The organism is Peribacillus sp. NPDC101481, from assembly GCF_044767165.1.
Taxonomy (GTDB): Bacteria; Bacillota; Bacilli; order Bacillales; family DSM-1321; genus Peribacillus.
Genome location: NZ_JBIWNJ010000005.1, coordinates 49254 through 72333, shown reverse-complemented (window position 1 = coordinate 72333; position 23080 = coordinate 49254). Strand labels below are relative to the sequence as shown.

Sequence of the window (23080 nt, the reverse complement as noted above, 5' to 3'; positions counted from 1 at the left end):
AAAATTTATGTTCAGATCAGGAATCCTGTTATCTGTTCTGTATTTAGTTAAGGTGGTTTGGGTAAGAAGATCGTTCTTCATACTGATTTGGTAAAGGTTGTATGATAAACTGTTTAAAGTATTGTCAGGAAGATTATGCTAAGTAATATGATTCAGGAATTCATTGCTTATGCAGCGAATGTGGAAGAGTAAAAGGAGAAAAAAATAATGGAAACAAAAAAAGTGTTACCTGTTCTTTTTTTAGTGATGTTTTTAGTCATGGTCGGATTTGGGATCATTATTCCCGTCATTCCGTTTCTTGCAGAAAAGGTTGGTGGCAGTCCTACTGAGCTTGGACTTTTAATGGCTGTTTATTCATTAATGCAATTATTTTTTGCCCCGGTGTGGGGACGTATATCTGACCGGATAGGACGTAAGCCTGTCATGATAATCGGGATTGCTGGTTTGGCTCTTTCGTTTTTTATCACGGCCTCGGCAGATTCCTTATGGGTATTATTTGTAGCAAGGATTATTGGCGGGATATTGTCATCGGCAAACATGCCAACCGCAATGGCGTATGTGGCTGACATCACGACGCCGGAAGATCGCGGAAAAGGGATGGGGATCATCGGGGCCGCTACAGGGCTTGGTTTCATCTTTGGTCCGGCGATTGGAGGGGTATTCTCCAAATCAAGTTTGAATTTACCTTTTTACATTGCTGGAATTACCTCTTTGATTACTTTATTCTTAGTGATTGCGATACTGAAGGAATCACATACAGTTGAAAAGAGGGCCCAGCAGTCAAAAAATAAAGAATCTATGTGGAAAGCCTTTAGAGGGCCACTTAAAACCATGTTCTTTCTGCAATTGATCGTCACTCTTTCTATGGCAGGACTAGAAACGACTTTTGCTTATTTTGCAGCCAAAAAGGCTGATATAAGTCTTGTCCAATTAGGCTATATCTTTATGATCATGGGAGTTGGCAGTGCAATCGTTCAAGGTGGATTAGTGGGTAGGATGACAAAGAAATATGGAGAAGGAGCGGTCATCCGAATGGGAATCATCATCTCGGCAGCTGGGTTCATACTCATCCTGTTTTCTTCCGGCTTTTGGACATCGGCGATCTTCCTGACGATTTTCGGAGTGGGAAATGGGTTCATCCGTCCGGCAATTTCGGCGTTACTGACCAAAAGTTCCATGACGGGCCATGGCAGTGTCACTGGACTGTTATCTTCCTTCGACTCGTTCGGCAGGATTGCAGGTCCTCCGATCGGCGGTTGGTTATTTTCAATTTCGATTGATTTACCATTTATATCGGGAGCGATCCTTTCCGTTTTTGCTTTGCTTCTTTTTCAGTTATACCATGCACGGACACAGACTAGACAGGTCCCAGCATCTCATTAATTTGATGGTGGGCAAAAAACCCCCATTTCAAAAAATGGGGGGGGCTGCGAGCGGTGCTTTAATAGCACCGTTTTTTTATTGAATCAGATTGAGGAATTTACGTGTGCGCGCTTCTTTAGGGTTTGTGAAGATCTGCTCGGGTGTTCCCCGCTCCATTATTTTTCCTTCATCCATGAAAATGACTTCGTCGGCGACTTCACGGGCGAAACGCATTTCATGGGTTACCACGATCATTGTCATGCCTTCTTCTTTCGCCAGGTCTTTCATGACCTGTAACACGTCTCCAACTAGTTCGGGATCTAAAGCGGAAGTGGGTTCATCGAATAGCATGACCTTTGGCTCCATGGCCAGGGCCCTTGCAATTCCGACTCGTTGCTGCTGTCCGCCGGACAATTGAAACGGATAAAAATCGATTTTCTCACCTAAGCCGACTTTTGTAAGCAGGGCAGCAGCCGTTTCCTTTGCTTGATGTTTGGCTATGTTTTTTACAATGATGGGTCCTTCCATTACATTTTCCAATGCTGTTTTGTGGGGGAAGAGGTTATAGCTTTGGAAAACCATCCCTGTTAAACTGCGAAAAGATGTAATTGAATTTTTTTTAACGGATTTTTTGAAGTCCATTATGGTTTCATCAATTTCAATCGTCCCGTCCGTGGGTACTTCAAGGAGATTCAAACACCGAAGAAAGGTTGTTTTACCTGAACCCGAAGGACCGATCAATACAATGACTTTACCTTGCTCCACTTCCAAATCGATGCCCTTTAATACTTCAAGGTCACCAAACGATTTATGAAGATTCTTAATGTTGATCATTTTAAAATCTCCTTTAACTACTGCGGTTCTTATTTTGCTACATAACGATTAAGTCTGTCCTCTAAACTTCCTTGAATGAAAGATAGTATTGTACACAAAATCCAATATAAAGCAGCTGCTTCTATGTAAAGTAGTAGAAATTCATAGTTTTTTGCAGCGATTTCTTGAGCTTTACGGAATAATTCCGTTACCAGAATGAGTGAGGCAAGCGATGTATCTTTTAAAAGGCTAATGAACGTATTGGATAATGGGGGAATGGATACCCGCGCAGCTTGAGGCAAAATGATGCGCTTTAAAGCTTGGGTATATGTCATCCCGATTGAATAGCCTGCTTCCCATTGCCCTTTTGGTATGGATAAAATGGCTGCTCGGATAATTTCTGAAGCGTATGCTCCCACATTTAAAGAGAATCCTATAATGGCCGATATGAAAGGATTGATTGTTACACCTAAATTTGGAAGTCCATAGAAAATGATAAATAATTGCACAAGTAAAGGTGTCCCGCGGATGATTGACACATATACACGCGCAATTATTTGAAGAATCCTTATGGAAGATAATCTAGCCAATGCTGTGAGTACAGCAAGAATAAGGCCGAGAACGAATGTGATCAATGTTAGTGGAATCGTATATTGAATAGCTCCCTCTATCATAGGATAGAGGGAGGTTTGAGCGATGGAAACAAGCTGGTTCATACGCTCGGGGTCGGTGAAAATATTACTTAGGAGAAACATCTTCACCAAACCATTTATCCGAGATTTTCGCGTACGTGCCGTCGTCTTTCATTGCTTTAAGTGCTTTGTTTACTTCTTCCACTAATTTGCCACTGTCTTTTCTGAACATTAAACCACTTGCAACTCCGCTTTCTTCCTCATCAGCCACTTTGATAGGTGCATCCGGGTGTTGCTTTTTATAATCAAGGTACGATAATTTGTCATTGATCGTGGCATCTACACGTTTAGAACCAATAAGCTGTACGGATTGAGAAAATCCTTCAATACCTGTAACTTCAGCACCATGAGATTTGGCTATGTCATTGTAGTTACTCGTTAAAGATTGTGCAGAGGTCTTGCCTTTTAAATCATCGAAGGATTTAATATCCGTATTATCTTTGTGTACCAGTAATACGGCCCCTGATTGAATATATGGGTCAGAGAAATCATATTTCTTTTGACGGTCTTCATCGATGCCCACCTGGTTTGCGATCATATCAAAACGTTTTGCATCCAAGCCTGCAAACATGCCGTCCCATTGTGTTTCCTTGAATTCAGCTTTCACTCCAAGGCGTTTTGCCACTTCTTTAGCAATTTCAACATCAAACCCCGTTAGTTTATCTGAATCATCGTGGAATGTGAAAGGAGGATATGTACCTTCCGTTCCAACAGTTAATACGCCATCTTTTTTGACTTTATCATATAGACTTTCTTGTGAAGAAGATTTATTGTCGGTATCGTTTGCCTCATTTTTTGTATCGGTACCACAAGCGGTAAGTACAACCGTGAAAGCTAACAATAGCGATAAAAGTGCAACCATTTTTTTCATTTGGGTAAACCTCCTAGTAATCTGATAGGGATTGATACTCTGTGATACTATACAAGAAAAGGAAAAAAGTCAATGAAAATAACTTATATCATTAGTGTTAATGAAACTCGGTGAATTATACGGTTTTTCACGCATTGATGTGAAAATAAAAGTAAAAGAAAGGTGTATCGTCAACCAGGGAAGGAGCTGAACCGATATCCATTCTAAGGAGACAAAAAGCCCCTTATCCACGTCAACTATTAGCTAAGCGGAGAGGGGCTTTTTGGACTGTCCAGAACTATTTCAGGATTCTTTTTAACTTAACGTTTTTTATGATTTTTATCCTCTACACTAACAAAGATAGGGTTCGAATAGAACCAAAGGTCTTTATAGTTACGTTTGTTTATTTCTAAAAAGCGTTTTTCGTTATCCTCGATTTCAGTCTTTGCATCAATCAGCGGTTCACCGTCCATCGTTTCTCCAGAGACATTAACCCCGAGATTCGTGCCGCGCAAACGGAAATATTGATCCTTATTTGCTCTGAACTTGTAAGTGATGGTATGAAAACCATCGCGATCGGTTTTCCAGTCTTTACTTGTAAAGCGTTTAACCACTTTTGTCGTATCATTGGTGGCTTTATTATAAGCAGGTGTACCAGGTACTGCTTTCCCGGTTACTTCCCCGGAAATTAGATCCACGTGATCCACCTTGACCGGGTCCCCGTTATTGTTCTTTTGGGGGCTTTTAAATCGGATGGTGATCTTGACCATCTGTCCTTCCTTAACTTTAAGATCCCCGCCCATATCTGCCTTGTTGTTTCGGTTTTTAGCTTGGAAATCAAGGGCGTCGATCAAGTCACCAAAAACGGAGAAGGATTTCCCTGATCGCATGCCATCAAGGACGGATTGCATCGATGAACCATTTACCCATGTATAATTCTTGGAATATTCACCTGGCCAGTAGCCGCTTGAGTAAAGGCGGTTTTCACTGATTTCAAAATGGGAGTCTGAATTGGAAAAGTTCCAGAACTTACGGCCTTCCCCAAGAAGGGCATCCCAAGCACCACCTACCTTAGCGAGCATGTGATCGGAACCGCCGTAGGTCCTGTTTTCCGGTGTTGTCAGATTTAAACCGCCTCTATCCGGCTCCATCTGGTTACCTGGCATACCTTCGAACCCGAACATGACATCCGGGGCTATATTGTTGAAGTCGCGAAAATCAGATATGTTGTACACCCTTTTTCTTGATGGGTGGTTCAATATGGCATAACTTGTATTCTTATAATTTTTCTCGAGCCATGCCAATGCTGTTCGAGCATCCTCGGATGTCTTATTAGCTCTTTGATCCTGTGCTCTCCAGACGGCTACATCATCAGGATCAAACTTCTTTTCATCCTGGTTGGTGAACAGATATTCGAACTGATTGCCAGCTTTCAGACTTTTCGGTGAGCCCGGCTTGTCTCCCAAAATTCCTATGCCGACATGCTCGTATGTGGGCATATCCCATTCGAAGCCTGAAAAGATGACTTTACTTTTAAATTTGCCCTCTTTTTGCAATTGCTCCATTTTCGGGGTCTGATATTGTATGATTCCCTGAGATAGCGGTATCGGCCCACCTGTAATCAAATTTCCCTCAGCATCCCTTGAAGACATCCTCAAGTGGTCGGAAATTCCCATCCAATCCATACCATACTTATCAAATGCGTTATTTAGCAAGCTCTCAAGGCTCTGTGAGCCCTCGGCATCATCGGACTGAGTGGTATGGGCATGATATTCCCCCTTCATCCATCTGCCTCCCGGATTTGTCTGAGTGTCTGCTGAATCATTTGCAGCAACCGCGACCGGAAGACCCTGAAATAGGATGGCTATGCTTAGAACCGTTCCTGTGAAAGCCCTGAACTTATTAATCATCTTTCGGACACCCTCCATATATTGAAATAATGTTGAACAAGCTAATTTTATTGTGAAAATATTAAGAGCCCGTTTGGGGGGAGTATGGATTTTGTAAATTAAATGGCCGGGTTGCTTCCATAATATGTTACGGGAAGGTGACAGCGGTTTGGAAGAAGAAGAAAGAAGGGGAGGGCATGAAACAAAAAAGGCTGTAGAGAAAATTTTCTTTCTCTACAGCCTGCGACAATTATATTATTTAGCTTCGAGTAGATTGATATGATCCACAGTTTGATCTTCACCGACAATGAATTGCAGTTCATAGTTCCCTGTCTTGTAAATGTAGTTGTCTTCATTCGTACTGGAAATATGGCGTATTTCGTCAGCACTGCCGAGTTGTTTTCCTAAAACTTTAGGAGTGATGCTTCCAAGATTATGGTCCCGTTCTACATTTGTCCCAAAATATCGGATTTGTGAGATGGTTTTGTCATCGTTATAGGCAAATGCAAATCCTGGATGCCCCATTTCTGCATGGTAATAGTCAAAAGTTTCATCTGTGTTACCTGGCTCAGGGGGAGGACCAAATGTGTCATATACTTCTTTTTGGGTGTTTTCATCAATTTTCAAACCCAAGGCAGTATAAGGCATTTCCCCTGAAAAAGCTTTGTTGTAGATTTCGTGTAAGGTGGTAAGAGCGTGTTCCTTAGCTATGCCAGAAGCGGAATCCATTGTGGATGCAGCCCCAACCGGTTCTGTTGGAAACGATGCACCTGCCCCTAAAAGGGAGCCGGTTAGAATAACGGCGCTAACCATTCTGGCCGCTGGTTTTTTAGATAACATTTCTTATCCCTCCTATACCATTACTTTTCCACAATTTTCTTACATGAAACATTTTCTTGATGATCAATGATTGTAACACCTGGAAATACACATGACAGTCAAACTTAGAGCCACTTGTTGAACAATTGATTGAGAAAGTTGGAAAACCGGAAGCCTTTGCCGCAGATGCAGCTCATATGTTCCCTGATGCTCCACGATAATCAAACAGATCCAGTCTATTTTAAAACAATAAAGTACAGGGGAATTTAAAACTAAGTTAATTGGAGCAAGTGCCTGGAGTGAAAATCAATGTCCAAATTGTACAAGCAATAAAAAAACTGTAGGCAAACACGATTTCCATCGAGTTTGCCTACAGTCTGGGTGCTTCACCGTGATGAATTACCCTATGAAAATGATGCAGTTAATCCCAAACGCTAATTCTAGGAACTCCAGCAGTTCTTAAGTAGTCCAATAATTGACCAGTATGTACAGACTCATGATAAGCGATCCTTAGCAACATATCTCCTAAATCCCTGATATACCCAATATCGGAGCGGTCAATTTTAATAGTGGATAAGTCGTCCTCGCTGAAGGATAGGATTGTTTCCAAAAAGTCACGCCTGTAAGGTTCCGCAAAGTTTAATTCGGCTTCGACAGAGATAAGCGGCTGTTTTTCAAATGGTGATTCATAAACGGGTAAGCTGCCTTGATTTTTAATGGATAAATGGTAGTAATGCTCACTATCAAGGACATGTCTAACCATTTCTAAACAGCTCATTGCCTTGTCGTCTGGCTTCCAATGTAGTGTGCCTTTAGGTATTGAAGTCCATAGTTTAATGTTTCTTCTTCTAACCTCTTCCAGATTCAAGATGATAAGTTCTATCGATTTCATAAAGATCCCCCTTTTTGCAGGTATACATTCACTATACACGAATGGATGGTGAAAATAATGGGATTCATTTGAAAAAATAGAAAATTCAATGAACTACTTGAGGTAGCGAATTTTTTACTATTATTTATGAGAGTACAGGGAAAATGCCCATGAATTCGTGCAGAATTTACAGGCGGTTTCATTAGTTTTGTATGGAGGAACACATGCTTCATATTTAATCCATGTTTTCACAATCTATCTTCTTAATTACGCAAAGCTGGGGCAGGAGGCCCTTGTTATAAAAAGGATTGAATTAGAATGTCATCTTGATAAGTTAAAATTGGTTTAAAGCCAAAGTCTTTAAATTTCTGCAATGCTTCAGGGTTATTTCTGTTTACCAAACCGGACACTGCAAGGATTCCTTTTTCTCTCGCATGAGCCACTAATTTCGGTAAAAGGGATTGCAGAATTCCCTTTCCTCTATATTTCTTGTCAAGGACTACATAATTAACATGAGCGAATTTATATAAATAAAGATTATAACAAAGAAATCCCATTATTTTACCTTTATCATTACAAATTACAAGTACCTTATGGGACTTTTGCAAAATTTCATGCACTGTATCAGACGAAACCCGAAAATTACTTATTGTAATATCCGTTAAAGTCTTGATATCTTTTTTAGGTTTCCAGTCTCGAAAATACATCATAACTTCTCCTTTTTCTCTATTAAACCAAAAAGCGGAGATCATATTATTGTTTATTAATATAGAAACCCTTTAGAATATTCCAAAGGGTTTCCATGTTAATCTCAAAAAAGAAATCTCTTAATCTTTTCTGAATTTCTTGATTGAAATAGGTTCCTTGATTGAAGTACCTCCATTATTGTTTAATAAATCTTTTAAGATTCTTCTCAAGGCAGTCCTAACACTGCTATTTCCATTTTCTGAATTGCCATTACCTGAACCGCCAGTTGTGGAACCAGCATTATCGGATTCACCAGTTCTTCTTAGTTTTTTGTTTGACACTGCAATCATCCCTTTGTTTAATAAATTTTCACATTACTAATTTATGTGTATTATTCCTTTGTGCTTGGACAAGTTCACCATTTGTTGAACACGTTTACGTTATGTAGTGGTGATACCAGTCGATGTAATAATATGGTATAATTGTGAAGTAATTCACAATAAGGGCTGAACTGGTTATCATTGGACCTATTCACTCATAAAAGAAAGCGGGTTGGATATATGCTAAAGAAAGTGGTTCTAGCTGGCGGGACTGGTTTTGTCGGTCAATACTTTGAAAAGCATTTCAGGAATTTGGGATATGAGGTAAGGATCATCTCCAGGCAAACCCCGCATACTGGCTGGGAAGATATAGAAGGAATAAGGGAAACGATCGATAATTCGGATATGTTAATAAACCTAGCAGGAAAAACGGTCAATTGCCGCTACAATGCCAAGAATAAGAAAGAAATATTGGATTCACGAACCGATACGACTGAAGTGCTAGGTAAGGCGATTGAACAATGTGAAAATCCTCCTTCATTATGGATAAACTCAAGTACTGCAACGATATACAGGCATGCTGAGGATAAACCAATGACAGAGGGGGATGGTGTAATCGGTTCAGGCTTTTCCGTAGATGTGGCGAAAGCGTGGGAGCGCTCATTTTTCGATTTCCGATTACCCAAGACGAGACAAATTGCTTTACGGATCGCCATTGTATTGGGAGATGGGGGAGTGATGACCCCATATAGGAATTTGGTTAAATTTGGTCTGGGGGGCCATCAAGGATCAGGAAATCAGAAATTCAGTTGGATACATTTAGAAGATTTATTTAACATTGTCCTTTTTCTGAGAAAGAATCAGGATTCGAGCGGGGTGTATAATTGTTCATCTCCGAATCCAGTTACAAATCGTGAATTGATGGCTCATTTGAGAAAGCTCATGAATATTAGGATTGGACTGCCCTGTCCAACACCCATGCTTGAAATGGGGGCTTTCTTTATGGGTACCGAAACAGAATTGATATTAAAAAGCCGGTGGGTCATACCTGAGAGATTGGAAAAGGCGGGGTATGCATTTAAATTCCCTCATCTTGATGAGGCTCTGGAACATATACTGATGAATTCTTAAAGTACTCGAGATTGATTGCTATAATGATAGATATAAATCATTAATGGAGGGGAATTGTAGAATGAATATGACTCCATCTGAAAAAGTCGGAAGATTCACAACAGGGATATTTTCAGAGTTGGCGGAACGCAAGCAGGATGCAATGAAACGTGGGCTGGATGTTATCGATTTGAGTGTAGGAAGTCCGGATTTACCACCGCCTGATTTCGTAGTGGATACGCTTGTGAAGTATGCGCAGGATCCGAGTTCCTATGGGTATACGTTAAAAGGTACGCCTGAATTCCATGAGGCAGTCGGTTATTTTTATCGGAAGCGTTATGGGGTGGAGCTGGATGCAGAAAGGGAAGTCCTCCAACTGATGGGATCGCAGGATGGCCTTGCACACTTGGCAACGGCGATGATAAACCCTGGAGATTATGTGTTGGTGCCAGATCCGGGATATCCAATTTATGAAGCGAGTGTAGAGCTTGCCGGCGGAATCATTTATCCGATGCCGCTTACTGCCGAAAATGGATTCCTGCCGCAGCTCAACGGAATTCCGGAAGAAATATTGAAAAAGACCAAAATGATGATCATCAGTTATCCAGGAAATCCTGTCACCGCCCTTGCTGATGAAGCTTTCTTTGCGGAAGTCATATCGTTTGCGAAAAAGAACGAGATCATGGTGGTTCACGATTTTGCTTATTCCGAATTGATTTTTGATGATCATCCGCAAATTAGTTTTATGTCCATTCCTGGTGCCAAGGAAGTGGGGATCGAGTTTAACTCACTTTCCAAAACTTTTAACATGGCCGGCTGCCGCATCGGGTATGCGGTGGGTAATCAAGAGGTGCTGAACATCCTGGGAACGTTGAAATCACACATCGATTATGGAGTTTTTTATCCTATCCAAAAAGCTGCCGAGATGGCACTGACTTCCAATCTTTCGCTGCTGTCCGAACAGGTTAAGGAATATGAGTCCCGACGTAATGCATTGATATCAGGTCTTGCTAGAGGGGGGTGGCATGTGCCGAAAACCTCAGCTACCATGTTTATTTGGGCCAGAATTCCTGCTGGCTGGAAATCACGTGATTTTTCCTATGCATTGATTGAAAAAGCAGGGGTCACGGTCGTTCCAGGCGATGCTTTTGGGAAGCAGGGTGAAGGGTATGTTCGGATGGCCTTGGTCCAGCCGGCCGAAAGATTGACAGAAGCTGCCGAACGGATCGGATTGTTTTTGGAGGAAAAAAATGGAGTTTGAGATCAAGCGTTCAATATAGTCAGGTTATAAATTGCCTCAGCAGTATAAACCATTTTGGCTGGCAGAGGACTTGCCGCCAGTATCATTTCCGGGGGAGATTGAGAGAAAAGGTAAGCGGACGGTGACTTCCAAATTACCTATAGAGGCAGAAGCTTATTTAAGTAAAGGAAGGAATCAACTGGCACGCAAAGGAGTATATAGAGCTTGAGAAAGTTGTTACTTACTTGTTAAAGTGAGGCGCTCTATCGTTTTTTAAAACTATTTGATAGTTTAAGAGAAGGTCCATCCACTGATGGGCTTTTTCATGTTAATGGGAAACTAGAGAGATAGATTATTTATGGAATTTCCGAACGTAAAAAGGACAAGCCGCATAATATATAGTAAGTCTGCAACTATTTCGGACTTAATATGATAGAGAGGGGGAAAAGCAATGATCAACTGGAAAGTGCGTTTTAAGAATCCGACGTTTATATTCACGGTACTCCTTCCTGGGCTTTTATTATTGGCGCAGATGGTTGCCGCGTTCATAAACAATTTCATTACCCCTATAGGCTTTACCATTACTGATGATGCATTGAACGGGGCTTTAGGCATCATTAACTTCATAGCGCTTACATTCTTTGGGGTCGGCGGTGTGGTCGATCATACTACTAAAGGTCTAAGCGATAGTGAGAATGCACGACAATACGATGAGCCTAAGTAATGGGCACTATTCTTTCATCTATTGAAGAGTAGAATATACCAGATAACACCGTAACTTGCTACACAACGGCGTTATCTGTTTATTTGTTTTTTTTTTTGCAGAAATGATGATCGCACTAATTAAAATGATTTTGGTCTGAAAACCGAAATGCAGCATACATTTAAAATTGTGGTTCATTTTCAGTTTGGGGAGGAAAAAGGATGAGTTATAGTTTACCAGTTTCAAAATGGCTTGCAGCCATAGTTTTGATCGGAGCATTATTGATGGCATTCATATTCAATCCGGCTAATGCTTCAGCCTCTATCAATTATGGCGATGAAGTTGCCGCTTTGGCAAAGAAGCAGGTGGGAAGCAATTATAAATATGGGGGGACGACCCCAAAAGGGTTTGATGCTAGCGGTCTAACCCAGTATGTATATAAAAATGCCGCGACAGAAATGAAGATTCCAAGAACGAGTGCGGAACAGTATAAAATCGGAAAGGCCGTTAAGCAAAAAGATTTAAAAGCGGGAGATTTGGTCTTCTATGCGACAGGTAAGAAAGGGCAGGTTTCTTTTGTAGGAATCTATTATGGAAATGGTACATTTATCGGGACCACCACCAAAGGGGTCAAGGTCGTCAAAATGAGTGATAAGTATTGGAAAGAAAAATATATAGGGGCAAAGCGAGTCATTAAGTAACATCTGATGTTCATATGAAAAAAGTCCAGCAAAAAAGAGCATCGTAAAACCGATGCTCTTTTTGCTAGTCATTTCCGGGTTCATTCATTCAATGATGATATCCGTTAAAACAACATTCCCATTACGAACCTTTACGACGGCGACTGAAGGATTGGCCAATGCTTCCTTCTCCATTTCCTTTGCCTTTTCTTCGGATGCGAAATAATTGTCCAAACCGTATCTGATCTGAATGGTTTCAGCATTGTGCAGGTCATATGGGATTTCCAATTTCCCTTTAAGGTAAACGCCTTTGCCGGGTTTTTCTTTCGTTACGTAATCGACAACATATAGTCCATCCTTATTTTGTTTTAAACGTACATATACCTTTTTAAAATCCCCCATATTTCTTGTATGGAACTCGGTTTTAATCGAGTCATCGACCTGTGATGGCTTAACGGATTCAATTTCGTATTTCAAAGCCACATAGCTTCCCCTAAACAAGTCAGTCGGGTCGACCGGGGCTGTTTTGATCTTGATTACATCTCCTGTCATTGTTGTCCAGACCGGAGGAAACGCCAAGACTAACAGAATCAAGACTGGAATGGAAAATACGATAAGTGGCCGGAATAATGGATTATTCATTGAGCTCCCCTCCTTTTTTTCGTTGATTTTCGAAGAAGAAGCCAAAACCGATAAGCATGATTCCGCCGATGATGAATGTAAGTGATTTTGGCAGGAAGTCAAAAGAATAGATGTAATATCTGAAGATCAGTACACATATTATCACGATACTGGTCAAACTGCCTTTTAGAATGAGATAAAGCAGAAAAACGAAATAAGCTAAAGGGAACCAGATTGAAAAATCAAAGGTAAGGAAGAGTGCAGTAATACCATGTAAGATATGCCCTTGTATGTGGGTGATGTTTTGTAATTTGGCTCTTACCGGAATATAGGCAAGCACGATTCCCAGAACAAACAGAATGGAAAGGACAATCGTATTCGAATTTTCAAACTCCAGCTTAGGCACGAATTCCATAAGAAATAAGGCAATTGTATTGATGGCTAAAGCGTTAATGAAAAAGGTCAGATATTTAGGGTAATCGAATTTCTTTAACAGAATGTATAAAGCCGGCAGAAATACAAGAATGGCAAGCGGATAAGCTGTTTCATCAACGAATATACTTCCGTTAATATAAATGAAAAGCAGGAAAGAGGTAAAAAGGAGAACGAAGACATCCTTCAAATAGTATCCAATGAATACCGTACCGATCGCCCATAATAAAAAGGAACTGTTGAAGTTGATGCTGATATTAAACATCTGCTCAATTAGAAAAATCCCTGAACCAAAGATCAGAATACCTGCATAATGCAGACTTCGTGACGTTTTGGGAAAGCGTACCTGCACCTTCACGCCAGCAAAGTTCACTCCGATTAGGCATGCAATGATAAGCAGGAATTTAACCGCTTTACTTAAATAAATCCAGTTGCTGGCTACGAAGGTCAATACGCCTAAACCTAAAAGAAGTGCCCCAATGGATAATAGAATAGTGATGAAGCTCAAATTTCCTTTTACGTCATAGGAATCTAACATCCTCACTTTCTCTTGCTGGGAGATGACTCCTTCCTTTTCAAGGTAATTAAATTCATGTTCTAGAAACTCGAATAGCTTTTTCGTTATTTCTTTGTTGGCCAAAGTAACTCCTCCTTCCACATTTTACTATTATACATCGTATTCTCTTGCCGCTTTGAATATAATGCTAATTTTCTTCTACCCTTATTGGAACGCATGTAGTACCAAAAAAATATTTATAGTACCTTGCAATGAACAGTACCGTGTGGTAATTTATTTACATAAGATGTATTGTTCGGTGTTCAGTACTGTTTATTGAACTATACTGAAGAACTCTTGGAAGGAGTGATGGTGCAATGAATGTACAATTTAAGAAAGGTGTCCTGGAGCTGTGTGTCCTGGTCTTATTGGATAAGCAGGATCGCTATGGGTATGAACTTGTACAGAAGATTTCAGATCAAATTGAAATATCGGAAGGGTCGGTATATCCACTTTTACGACGATTGACGAAGGAAGAGTATTTTACGACATATTTACAAGAATCAACAGAAGGGCCTCCGCGCAAGTATTATACTTTAACCGACAAAGGCCGGAGATACCTTCAAGAGCTGTTGACGGAATGGAATGAATTTTCCAATGGGGTCAATCAATTAATCAAGGAAGGTGTGAACCAATGAATAAAGAACAATTTTTAAAACAATTGAATGCCTCTTTAACCAGACTTTCCTTAGAGGAACGGGAAGATATCCTTCAAGATTACGAAGAGTACTTCGAAATTGGAATGGAAGAAGGGAAGTCAGAGCAGGAAATCTCCAAATCTCTTGGGAATCCTAAACAGATTTCCAAGGAACTGATGGCATCCTATCGTCTTGGTCAGGTCGAGCAAACTACTTCAGCAGGTAATGTAATGCGGGCAGTTTGGGCAGTCATTGGTTTGGGATTCTTTAATTTAGTAATCGTTTTGGGACCATTTATAGCATTGATCGGAGTTGTCATTGCAGGATGGGCTTCGGCGATAGCGTTCATTCTAGCTCCGTTTGGCGTTCTTTTTAACCTTGCGATAGGTAATTTTCAATTATTCGATCTTTTCTTCGCATTGGGATTATGCGGGATTGGCATTTTCATTGCCATGGGAATGTTTGTCGCTACGAGTGCTTTAACTAAAGGATTCATTCGCTATTTAAAATTTAACGCTTCTCTTGTGAAAGGCGGTTTGAAAAATGATTAATGTAAAAAAATTATCGATCATTGCACTTGTATTGTTATTGATCGGAGTAATAGGAAGTCTGTTTACGTTTTCCCAAGTGACGGATAAGGAAACGACTACAGAGGAAAAAACGATTTCGGAAATCGTAACGGACATTCAGATCGACACTGACAATGCAGCTGTAGAGATCGTTCCAACCAAGGATAAGGAGACAAGGATAGAGTTGGTTTCAAAAGGGATGGATGTTTCCAAGTTGGATTTCACCGCAGATGTGGAAGGGAAGAAGCTTTCGGTACAATTAAAAGATCGACGTACCTTTAGCTTTGGTTTTCATATTCAATCCTTACATTTAAAGGTGTATGTGCCTGATGAATCTTATAAATCCTTTGTCGTCGAATCCGATAATGGAAAATTGCAAATATCAGGATTGAAAAGTGAAGATCTAAATGTGAAGTCTCAAAATGGCCGGGTAGAATTAAATGATATAATAACCGAAAAAGTTGAAGTGAAATCTGCTAATGGAAAAGTAGAGCTTAATAATGTGGAGGGAAAACTGGTTGGGTCATCGAATAACGGTAAAATCACATTGGTCACGAAAGACTTGGATAGGGAGATCGATTTCGAAAGTAATAATGGTAAAATCATGATCCAGACGGAGAATGAACCGACAAATACAACTTTCGATGTTCATGTTGACAATGGGAGAGTGGATATCCTTGGTAAGTATGAGGGAGATACTGTCATTGGCAAAGGTGAAAACTTAGTGAAATTGGAAACGAATAATGGGAAAATCGAGATAACGAAATAGTCATGAAGCATGAAAAAGCCGCGATCCAATTGGAATCGGCTTTTTTCAATTATTATGCCATTGCTAGAAGCTTTCCCATTTACTTAAGGAGATAAGGAAAAACATTTAAAGTTTTTCCTTTAGATGTTTTGGAATTATAATAAATAAAGGATAATTATGTTAAAAGTAATGAGTATAAGTCCGCCATCAAATCTAAGGAAAGATTTTAATGAAAATGACTTCAAAAGTATGGGGGCTGTAAAATGAAATTCAATAAATTGTCATTGGATATATTTAAACGTACGATCTTCACTCGCAAGAAAAGGGAAAAGGACTATCGGAAGAAAGGATTCGAAGTGCAAAAAAAGGTTTTTAATATAGTGGAAAGTTCTAAGGATATTATCTACTCCTACGAAACAAACCCAAGTTCCAAGTTCAGGTATCTAAGTCCATCCATCAATACACTTTTAGGTCATGGCGTCTTGGAAGAAGCATACAATGACCCTTCCTCCCCTTTCGGAAGGATTCATCCTGATGACTTTGAAATCCTAAATGAAAAGATATATGGTGGGATTGATTATACTAAGCCGGTCATTCAACGTTGGAAAAATATCGAGGGGGATTTTTTGTGGTTCGAGGAATATGCTACACCTATATATGAAAAAGATGAATTGGTAGCCGTTCAAGGAATCATTCGCAATATCGATGAAAGAGTGAGATTCATACAGGATATTGAGTATCAAATGTCCCATGACCCATTAACGAATATCCATAATCGACAGTTTTTTGATAATATATTTGCCAAATCCAATCTGGATTTTGATACTCCGGTTGACATGATTTTGTGTGATTTAGATGAGCTGAAATATATGAATGATACGCATGGCCATAAGAAAGGGGATGAATTGATTAAAGAAGCGGCAAATCTATTGAAACGGATATTCTCTGACATCGCTGTTTTAGCGAGAGTGGGAGGAGATGAGTTTGCCATTCTGCTAATTGATAGAAGCAAGCAAGAAGTGGAATCTCTTTGTGAATTATTAAAGGAAGAAATCCTTTTGCAAAACGATCTAAAAAAAGGCCCTCACATCAGTATGTCATTTGGGCATGCTTACCGTTCGAATTCAAAAGGAAATATGGATAGTTTATTCATGGAAGCGGATCAAAAAATGTTTCAAGATAAACGGCGAAGAAAAGAACAGAAACTTGTTCGGGCCGGTAGATGAAAGATATAGGGGGAGTCCAGTGTCATACTGGGCTTTTATTTATATATATATATTTAGGTACCCGAAATAAATCATTCGCTTATTTTAACCAATTTTAGTAAACTGGCAATGACTATAATAATTAGAAGGTGAAGGGATATGAGGGAAACCTTAGTGGATGAACGGGTAAGAGGGACTGATAAAATCTGGACACGTGATTTCATCATGATCTGTTTGGCAAATATGTGCATCTTCATGGGTTTTCAAATGACGATGCCGACCCTCCCGCTGTTTGTGGAACAGCTTGGCGGTGACGATCGCCTGGTGGGGGCTGTCCTTGGAATCTTCACTTTTTCGGCCTTGCTCGTTCGGCCGATTGCCGGCAGATTATTGGAGACGAAGGGAAGGCGCATGGTTTTTCTTGCCGGTTTAGCCATTTTTGCATTGTCAGTGGGTTCCTTCGGTTTTATGGGAAGCATCGGCTTGTTATTCATGATGCGGATTGTACAGGGCGTCGGCTGGGGATTTTCTTCAACGGCTTCAGGAACGATTGCTTCCGATATAATCCCTGCGAAACGGCGTGGTGAGGGGATGGGGTATTACGGATTATCGGGTAACTTAGCGCTGGCATTCGGGCCATCATTGGGTCTTTTTCTAGTTACGGTCCTTCCGTTTCAAGAATTGTTTTTGATCTGTTCATTATTGGGATTTTTCGCCATTGTTACAGCATCACTTATTCGGTATCAAAAAGTGGAAAGTGATCCTTCCGCGGCTGTCAGAGCCAAAAGGTTTGATATATATGAAAAAAGTGCCCTTCAGCCATCATTGCTCATTTTCTTCATTTCCGTTACGTTCGGTGGAATTGCAACCTTCCTTCCCCTGTATACAGCGGAAAAAGGTGTGGATGGAATTCAGTGGTATTTTTTAGTATATGCAATGGCCCTCATGGTCACGAGATTATTTGCGGGTCGATTATATGACCGAAGGGGACATCGAGCCATATTCGTGCCTTCAACAGTACTCATCATGGCTGGGATGCTCCTGCTTGCATGGATGCCGAGTGAAGTGGTCCTTTACATTGCGGCAGTGCTTTATGGCTTTGGATTCGGCTCTGTCCAGCCGGCGCTGCAGGCATGGTCGATTGAAAAGACGGCACCAAATCGGAAGGCGATGGCTAATGCCACATACTTTTCATTTTTCGATCTTGGAGTGGGCATAGGTGCCATCGTGTTCGGGCAGATTGGCTTCCTCTTCGGATATAGGAGCATCTATATCACTGCAGCCGCCTCGATTTTCATTTCAATGATCGTTTATTTATGCATTATCAGGAGCGAGGATAAAGTAAAATCAATATAATAGAAACGTTGGATGGCTTCAATGGAAGTCATTCTTTTTTTTGAGTCAGTAGGAACACCCTTGGTGCATTATCCTAAATATTTTAAAAATGGAAAAACTTTGTTATTATCGAAAAGAGATTATACATAAGATGATAGAAGGTCTATTTGAAGGAAGGGGAAGCTTGGAATGAATGACTCTTCAAACGAAGAAATGACATTAGAAAGAAGGAAGCGTATTTTCCAAGAAGAGCTGGATGTTTTATGGGAAAGGCGGCTCATCCCTAAATCAGAATATATCCGGATTAGCAGGGCATACAATCGGCATTTCCAATTAGCCCTCCATAAACAAAAGCGCTTAGAGCAAGAAAAGAAGAAATCCACCCATGGAACTGAAACGGTAATCGGTGAAAGTGCCGATAAGAGGATTCAGGATAGCCTGATCGAAGAATCTTCATTGCAATTTCAGGAATCCAGTGGATTGAACGAATCGATAATGAAAGATGAGAAGGCCGGGTATGCTCCCATTGAATCCGGTTTAGAGGAGAGCCTTGAACCTGTCAAGGAGATCACTGATAGGAAACCGGTTATTCAAAAGCAGGCCATCAAGCGGGAGAAACCGGTAAAACCGGTAAGGCCGAAGAAAACACCTGAGCAAATCAGGGAACGGAATATTTCTGTCATCCTGCTCACTGGGGTCATATTGCTTCTGTTTGGCGGGTTGATTTTAGCAACCACTTCATGGGGGGATCTGAATGCGGTCCTGAAAGTTCTCTTCATTGGAATGGTATCCGTCATTTTTGCAGGGATGGCCTTCATCGCTTCGAAACTGAAAATTGAACAGACCTCTTTTGCATTCTTGACGCTAGCGGGTTTATTCATTCCGATTACGATTTTATCAGCTTCATATTATCGGATTTTTGGAGAGTACCTTTCACTTAATGGTGGGGGGCGGGGGCTTCTGGGGTTTCTTGGGGGATTTCTCTGCTTAGCCATTTATTGTAAGATTGCTGACTACTTCAAGTCGAAAATATTCATTTTCATTTCAATATTCACGTTTGCCATTACCTGCTATTTCGGATTGGCTTTTGTGACGCCGACTATTGCGTGGATGTTTTTGGCGATTGGCGTTCTTAATTTAATGCTATTATGGAATATTGAGCAATTGAAAAATCAAAAAGCACTAACGTTATTTAAACCATTCATTTTTCAATTTATCCAGTTTAAGATTATCGTGGAGACCTTTGTGATCCTGACGTTATTTTCAAGCAACTTGGTGTATTCGCTAACGTTGATGGTCTTTTCTGTTTTGTTTTTAATTATTTCGGTCAAATTCCAAAAAAAATATTATGAAATGGCTTTTAGCGCCGTTTTCACGTATGGATATATCCATCTTGTTTATAACTCGTTTTTAAGTGAGTACATGATCACCGCATTTGCATTTGTACCAATCATTTTTACCATGCTATCGAAATATCTGGTTAAATCCAAAATGACTAAGCTTTCCAAGAACTTCATGTTCACCAGTTTGATTGGGAGCGGGATCGTTTTCTTATATAGTAACGCGATGGTGTACCAGGAGAACTATGCGCAAATATTCGTCGCGCTCATGTTAGTATCCGCTCAGCTTGCCTATGTTTCCCTTCAATCGAGAAATTCAAGCCTCACGTACCCGGCTGTTGTTATTTTCGACTTAGCGTTACTATACCTTTTCTTTGCATTGCCAGTCTCTTTTTCTACCATCTTAAATCTGATTTTTGTTATTCAGGTCATTCAATATCTTGGAGTTTATTTATATAATCGTCACCCAAGGTACATCCTGTTTAGGAAGAGTATCTTACTTATCTCCCCAATGATCATGTTAGTGATACTGACCATTAAATTCAGCGAAATGGATTGGCTTGCAGTTAGTGTGGCGCTCGCCATGATCTCTGGGCTTTTCTTCATCACATTTATAAAAGACGAAACAAAGCATATGAAGGAAAATGCCTTATACGGATTTCCAATCACTTTCGTACTGGCTTTGGTTGCTTTCTATCCATATTTGATGGAGAGTTTAGAATGGGTTCGGTCAAATATCCCGCTCAGTGTCTATTTAATGGGTGTTTCACTGATTTCCATCGGTGCAGCTTACACATTTAAAAAGGGATATCATAAATTATTTCCAGTTTTTGCATATAGCGGACAGATTCTTTCCTTCCTTTCCTTGATATCGATTCCATTCGATTCACAGAATCCTTTGGAGGCAAGCGGAGTGATTGCCGTAGCTACCGCAATAAACGGCTGGTCCGTCCATATCCATCGGAAGCACATATTCTGGGTGCCTGTCGTGATTACAAGTGCCAGCTTATATGCTTCACTCTACGATGTTTTTGATTTTGCTTCAATGGTGCTGAGGATTGCGTTCGTGTTGCTCGGCCCCATTATCTTTTTCCTATTAGGAGAATGGCTTGGGAAATATTCAAAAAATGGGAAACTGTATTTCATTTACGCAAGTCACCTTGCCAATTTACTGGCGATTCCTGTTGGATATTTGCTCATTATTTTTACGGAAAGCTCACCGTTACTATATGTTGCACAACTGTCGATTTATATTTTAAGTGCTTTAAGGGCGCATGTGAAATGGGAAAAATACGTTTTTACGTACCTAGGGTTTTCAGTCCTTTTCCTACAGGTCCATTTATTTGTGGTAAACATGGAGCAAATGGAATTCATTACATCAATATGCACGATGATTACAGCAGGACTCATAACCATTCTGTGGGCGTTATCCAATAAGAATTGGAAAGGCATCATTGAGTATTACCTTATTCCATTCATTCATTTAGGGATAAGCATATCCATTTTGGAAACGGCAATCCGGGACTTTCCACTTAACCGCGAGTTAGTCTGGGTAGGAGTGATGACTGTACAGCTCTTGTTTGCCTGGTATCTGCTCATGCAAAGGAATTGGCGGAACTATGTTGCGGTTCCTCTAGGCCTGGCGTTCATCTTCTATAATATGTATGTAAATACGTTAGCTCTGGTTATGGCGATTATCGTATTGCTTGTATGTATGGTTGTGATGATGATGGCTAGCAGACGCCTTTTCAAAGGATTGCTCAACCAAGAGGGAACGAAGAGAGTCATTGATTATTATCGAATTTTTGGCTTGTTATATCTGTGTACTCTGAATCTGGAAGTGTTTATGAGCGATACAGGTTCTGCGATTTTGGGGATTTTTGTTTCCCTGCTGTTGCCTAGCTACTTCATCCTGATGGGAAGATTCACGATCTATAAGAAAGAAAAAAGCATTTACTCGGGAATAGCGGCAATCATCGGCCTTTTCCCGTTCATCAATATCATAGTTTATGCCCATACACTCCCAATCGTCACGAGTTTGGCTGTTCTTTTTGGCTGTATGGCAGGAATGTTGTTGTTAAGCAGCCTGTATTCCAGCAGATTACTCAAGAAAAACGGATCAGGCATCATCAGCTTTGATCCTTTCAGGATTTATGGTTTATTCTTTTTGATCGATATGAATGCGAAGGTTTTTAATGATACTAAGCATCAGTTACTCCAAGTCTTTGTATCGCTGCTGTTAACCGCTTATTTCATTTTCCTGAGAAGCTTGACAGCGGAAAAGCTAGAAAGGAAAATCTATTCCAATATTGCTGCACTAGTCAGTCTGTATCCCTTCTTAATCATAGTCGGCTATGCCGACAGCTTATCTGTTGTAATGGGATTGCTATTCCTTTTTGGCTGTATGTCAGGGATGCTGCTTTTAAGCCGGCGTTATTTCGATGGTTTAATCAAAAAGGAAGAAACAGGAATCACCTTCGATGCATACAGGATATATGGCTTGCTGTTTTTACTGGCCATGAATCGGGGATTTCCAGCAACTGAAACATTGACCCAGTTACTCGAAGTTTTTGTATCGCTCTTGATCACGGTTTACTTCATCTTGATTGGAAGTTTCACAAAGGATGTAAAAGAAAAGGGCATCTACGTTTGGCTGACGGGAGTTCTCAGTTTGTATCCGTATTGGATCATCATCATGTACGCGGGCACATTACAGCCTTTCGTTGGAACGGCAGTCCTTTTTGGGTGTACGGCCATAATGGTCCTGCTAAGCAGGAAATACTTTAAAGGCTTGCTTGATAAAGGCGGGGCAGGACTTCAATTGGATTTTTACAGAGTCTATGGTCTGCTGTTTCTTATTGCCATGAACATGGAGGTTTTGACGGGGGGACCGGCACATTTCATTTTGGAAATCATCGCGGCACTTCTGATTCCGGCCTATTTCATTTTGATGAGAAGCACGACGACAGGTATGTTGGAAAGAAAATCCCAGTTGGCAGCAGCGATTTTGTTCAGCCTATATCCGTATTGGGTCATTGTCGATCAGCTCACGATCCCTCCTGTACTTGAGGAGGAGGTGAATATTCTGCCGCTGTTCATTGTCAGCACCACTCTGCTGAGGAGAATCTTTGTTAAAGGCAAAATCACACAATATATCGAAAGCGGTATTGTTTTCCTTTTGTTTTTAGCCCTGATCATTGATGCAATGGCAGGAAACACCTTATATGATGCCCTCATTATCGGAACCGTGTCATTGGCAGCAATGCTCTTTGGATTCATGATGAAATACAAATCCTATTTCATCGCTGGAACTGGGACGATTTTATTCAATGTCTATATGAATACCAATTCTATGTGGAGCGAGATGCCATGGTGGCTGTATTTAATCATCGGTGGAGGGCTGCTTATCGGAATTGCATCTTTCTTTGAATGGAAAAAACAAAAAGACAACCGGACATCGAAGGAGGTTCTTGAGAAAAATAAACAAAGGATCAAGAATTGGTTCAATCGGTGGAATTAAAGAAGGAAATGGAATGCGTCAAATACCCAAGCTCTTAACCTTGGACGAAAATTCAAAGGAAATCTCAAAAAGGGTTCGGA

21 protein-coding genes are annotated in these 23080 nt (G+C 40.5%); 11 read left to right on the top strand and 10 right to left on the bottom strand.

What is annotated here, in order from left to right; translation table 11 throughout:
• Positions 1-207 precede the first annotated feature (207 nt).
• Positions 208-1383, top strand: a complete 1176-nt coding sequence (locus tag ACIROD_RS23675) for an MFS transporter (protein WP_101225509.1) — start codon at positions 208-210, stop codon at positions 1381-1383.
• Positions 1384-1458: 75 nt separating this feature from the next.
• Here the strand turns inward: ACIROD_RS23675 and ACIROD_RS23670 are convergent, their stop codons facing one another.
• From ACIROD_RS23670 to ACIROD_RS23635, 8 genes are all read right to left on the bottom strand, one after another.
• Positions 1459-2196, bottom strand: coding sequence for an amino acid ABC transporter ATP-binding protein (locus ACIROD_RS23670; protein ID WP_101225508.1), 738 nt, complete (start codon positions 2194-2196; stop codon positions 1459-1461).
• A 29-nt stretch (positions 2197-2225) separates the two neighbouring features.
• Complete coding sequence (locus ACIROD_RS23665) at positions 2226-2930, bottom strand: amino acid ABC transporter permease (RefSeq protein ID WP_101225507.1); 705 nt, start codon at positions 2928-2930, stop codon at positions 2226-2228.
• The gene (locus ACIROD_RS23660; RefSeq protein WP_402944918.1) at positions 2914-3738 is read right to left on the bottom strand and encodes an amino acid ABC transporter substrate-binding protein; all 825 of its coding nucleotides are present in this window, start codon (positions 3736-3738) and stop codon (positions 2914-2916) included. The genes ACIROD_RS23665 and ACIROD_RS23660 overlap by 17 nt, the downstream gene beginning before the upstream one ends.
• A 299-nt stretch (positions 3739-4037) precedes the next feature.
• Positions 4038-5627, bottom strand: a complete 1590-nt coding sequence (locus ACIROD_RS23655; RefSeq protein WP_402944914.1) for an S-layer protein — start codon at positions 5625-5627, stop codon at positions 4038-4040.
• A 234-nt stretch (positions 5628-5861) separates the two neighbouring features.
• Complete coding sequence (locus ACIROD_RS23650) at positions 5862-6446, bottom strand: YjgB family protein (protein WP_230178435.1); 585 nt, start codon at positions 6444-6446, stop codon at positions 5862-5864.
• A 400-nt stretch (positions 6447-6846) separates the two neighbouring features.
• A complete protein-coding gene (locus ACIROD_RS23645; protein ID WP_230178433.1) occupies positions 6847-7317 on the bottom strand; it encodes a DinB family protein in 471 nt (156 codons plus the stop codon).
• A gap of 275 nt (positions 7318-7592) precedes the next feature.
• Positions 7593-8003 (bottom strand): GNAT family N-acetyltransferase, encoded by a 411-nt coding sequence (locus ACIROD_RS23640; protein WP_402944909.1) that lies wholly within the window; start codon positions 8001-8003, stop codon positions 7593-7595.
• 120 nt (positions 8004-8123) lie between these two features.
• Positions 8124-8324 carry a hypothetical protein gene (locus tag ACIROD_RS23635; RefSeq protein ID WP_230178429.1) on the bottom strand — a complete coding sequence of 67 codons (201 nt, stop codon included), beginning with the start codon at positions 8322-8324 and terminating at the stop codon, positions 8124-8126.
• A gap of 219 nt (positions 8325-8543) precedes the next feature.
• Between ACIROD_RS23635 and ACIROD_RS23630 the strand changes: the two genes are divergently transcribed.
• From ACIROD_RS23630 to ACIROD_RS23615, 4 genes are all read left to right on the top strand, one after another.
• Positions 8544-9434 (top strand): TIGR01777 family oxidoreductase, encoded by an 891-nt coding sequence (locus ACIROD_RS23630; protein ID WP_402944907.1) that lies wholly within the window; start codon positions 8544-8546, stop codon positions 9432-9434.
• Between the two features lie 61 nt (positions 9435-9495).
• A complete protein-coding gene (locus ACIROD_RS23625; RefSeq protein ID WP_101225500.1) occupies positions 9496-10674 on the top strand; it encodes an LL-diaminopimelate aminotransferase in 1179 nt (392 codons plus the stop codon).
• Between the two features lie 430 nt (positions 10675-11104).
• Positions 11105-11377 (top strand): phage holin, encoded by a 273-nt coding sequence (locus tag ACIROD_RS23620; RefSeq protein WP_101225499.1) that lies wholly within the window; start codon positions 11105-11107, stop codon positions 11375-11377.
• Positions 11378-11577: 200 nt separating this feature from the next.
• Complete coding sequence (locus ACIROD_RS23615; RefSeq protein ID WP_101225498.1) at positions 11578-12057, top strand: C40 family peptidase; 480 nt, start codon at positions 11578-11580, stop codon at positions 12055-12057.
• Between the two features lie 84 nt (positions 12058-12141).
• On the opposite strand, the gene ACIROD_RS23610 is transcribed toward ACIROD_RS23615, so the two are convergent.
• Positions 12142-12678, bottom strand: a complete 537-nt coding sequence (locus ACIROD_RS23610) for a GDYXXLXY domain-containing protein (protein WP_101225497.1) — start codon at positions 12676-12678, stop codon at positions 12142-12144.
• Positions 12671-13729, bottom strand: coding sequence for a DUF2157 domain-containing protein (locus ACIROD_RS23605; protein WP_402944901.1), 1059 nt, complete (start codon positions 13727-13729; stop codon positions 12671-12673). The genes ACIROD_RS23610 and ACIROD_RS23605 overlap by 8 nt, the downstream gene beginning before the upstream one ends.
• Positions 13730-13962: 233 nt before the next feature.
• Between ACIROD_RS23605 and ACIROD_RS23600 the strand changes: the two genes are divergently transcribed.
• The 6 genes from ACIROD_RS23600 (at position 13963) to ACIROD_RS23575 (ending at position 23000) form a co-directional block, all read left to right on the top strand.
• The gene (locus tag ACIROD_RS23600) at positions 13963-14283 is read left to right on the top strand and encodes a PadR family transcriptional regulator (protein WP_101225495.1); all 321 of its coding nucleotides are present in this window, start codon (positions 13963-13965) and stop codon (positions 14281-14283) included.
• Positions 14280-14834, top strand: a complete 555-nt coding sequence (locus tag ACIROD_RS23595; RefSeq protein WP_101225494.1) for an HAAS signaling domain-containing protein — start codon at positions 14280-14282, stop codon at positions 14832-14834. Before ACIROD_RS23600 ends, ACIROD_RS23595 begins: the two co-directional genes overlap by 4 nt.
• Positions 14827-15621 carry a DUF4097 family beta strand repeat-containing protein gene (locus ACIROD_RS23590; RefSeq protein ID WP_402944896.1) on the top strand — a complete coding sequence of 265 codons (795 nt, stop codon included), beginning with the start codon at positions 14827-14829 and terminating at the stop codon, positions 15619-15621. Before ACIROD_RS23595 ends, ACIROD_RS23590 begins: the two co-directional genes overlap by 8 nt.
• Positions 15622-15863: 242 nt before the next feature.
• Positions 15864-16826, top strand: a complete 963-nt coding sequence (locus tag ACIROD_RS23585) for a sensor domain-containing diguanylate cyclase (RefSeq protein ID WP_402944894.1) — start codon at positions 15864-15866, stop codon at positions 16824-16826.
• A gap of 138 nt (positions 16827-16964) precedes the next feature.
• A complete protein-coding gene (locus ACIROD_RS23580; protein ID WP_260359087.1) occupies positions 16965-18161 on the top strand; it encodes an MFS transporter in 1197 nt (398 codons plus the stop codon).
• Positions 18162-18329: 168 nt separating this feature from the next.
• Complete coding sequence (locus tag ACIROD_RS23575; RefSeq protein ID WP_402944890.1) at positions 18330-23000, top strand: hypothetical protein; 4671 nt, start codon at positions 18330-18332, stop codon at positions 22998-23000.
• Positions 23001-23080: the final 80 nt, after the last annotated feature.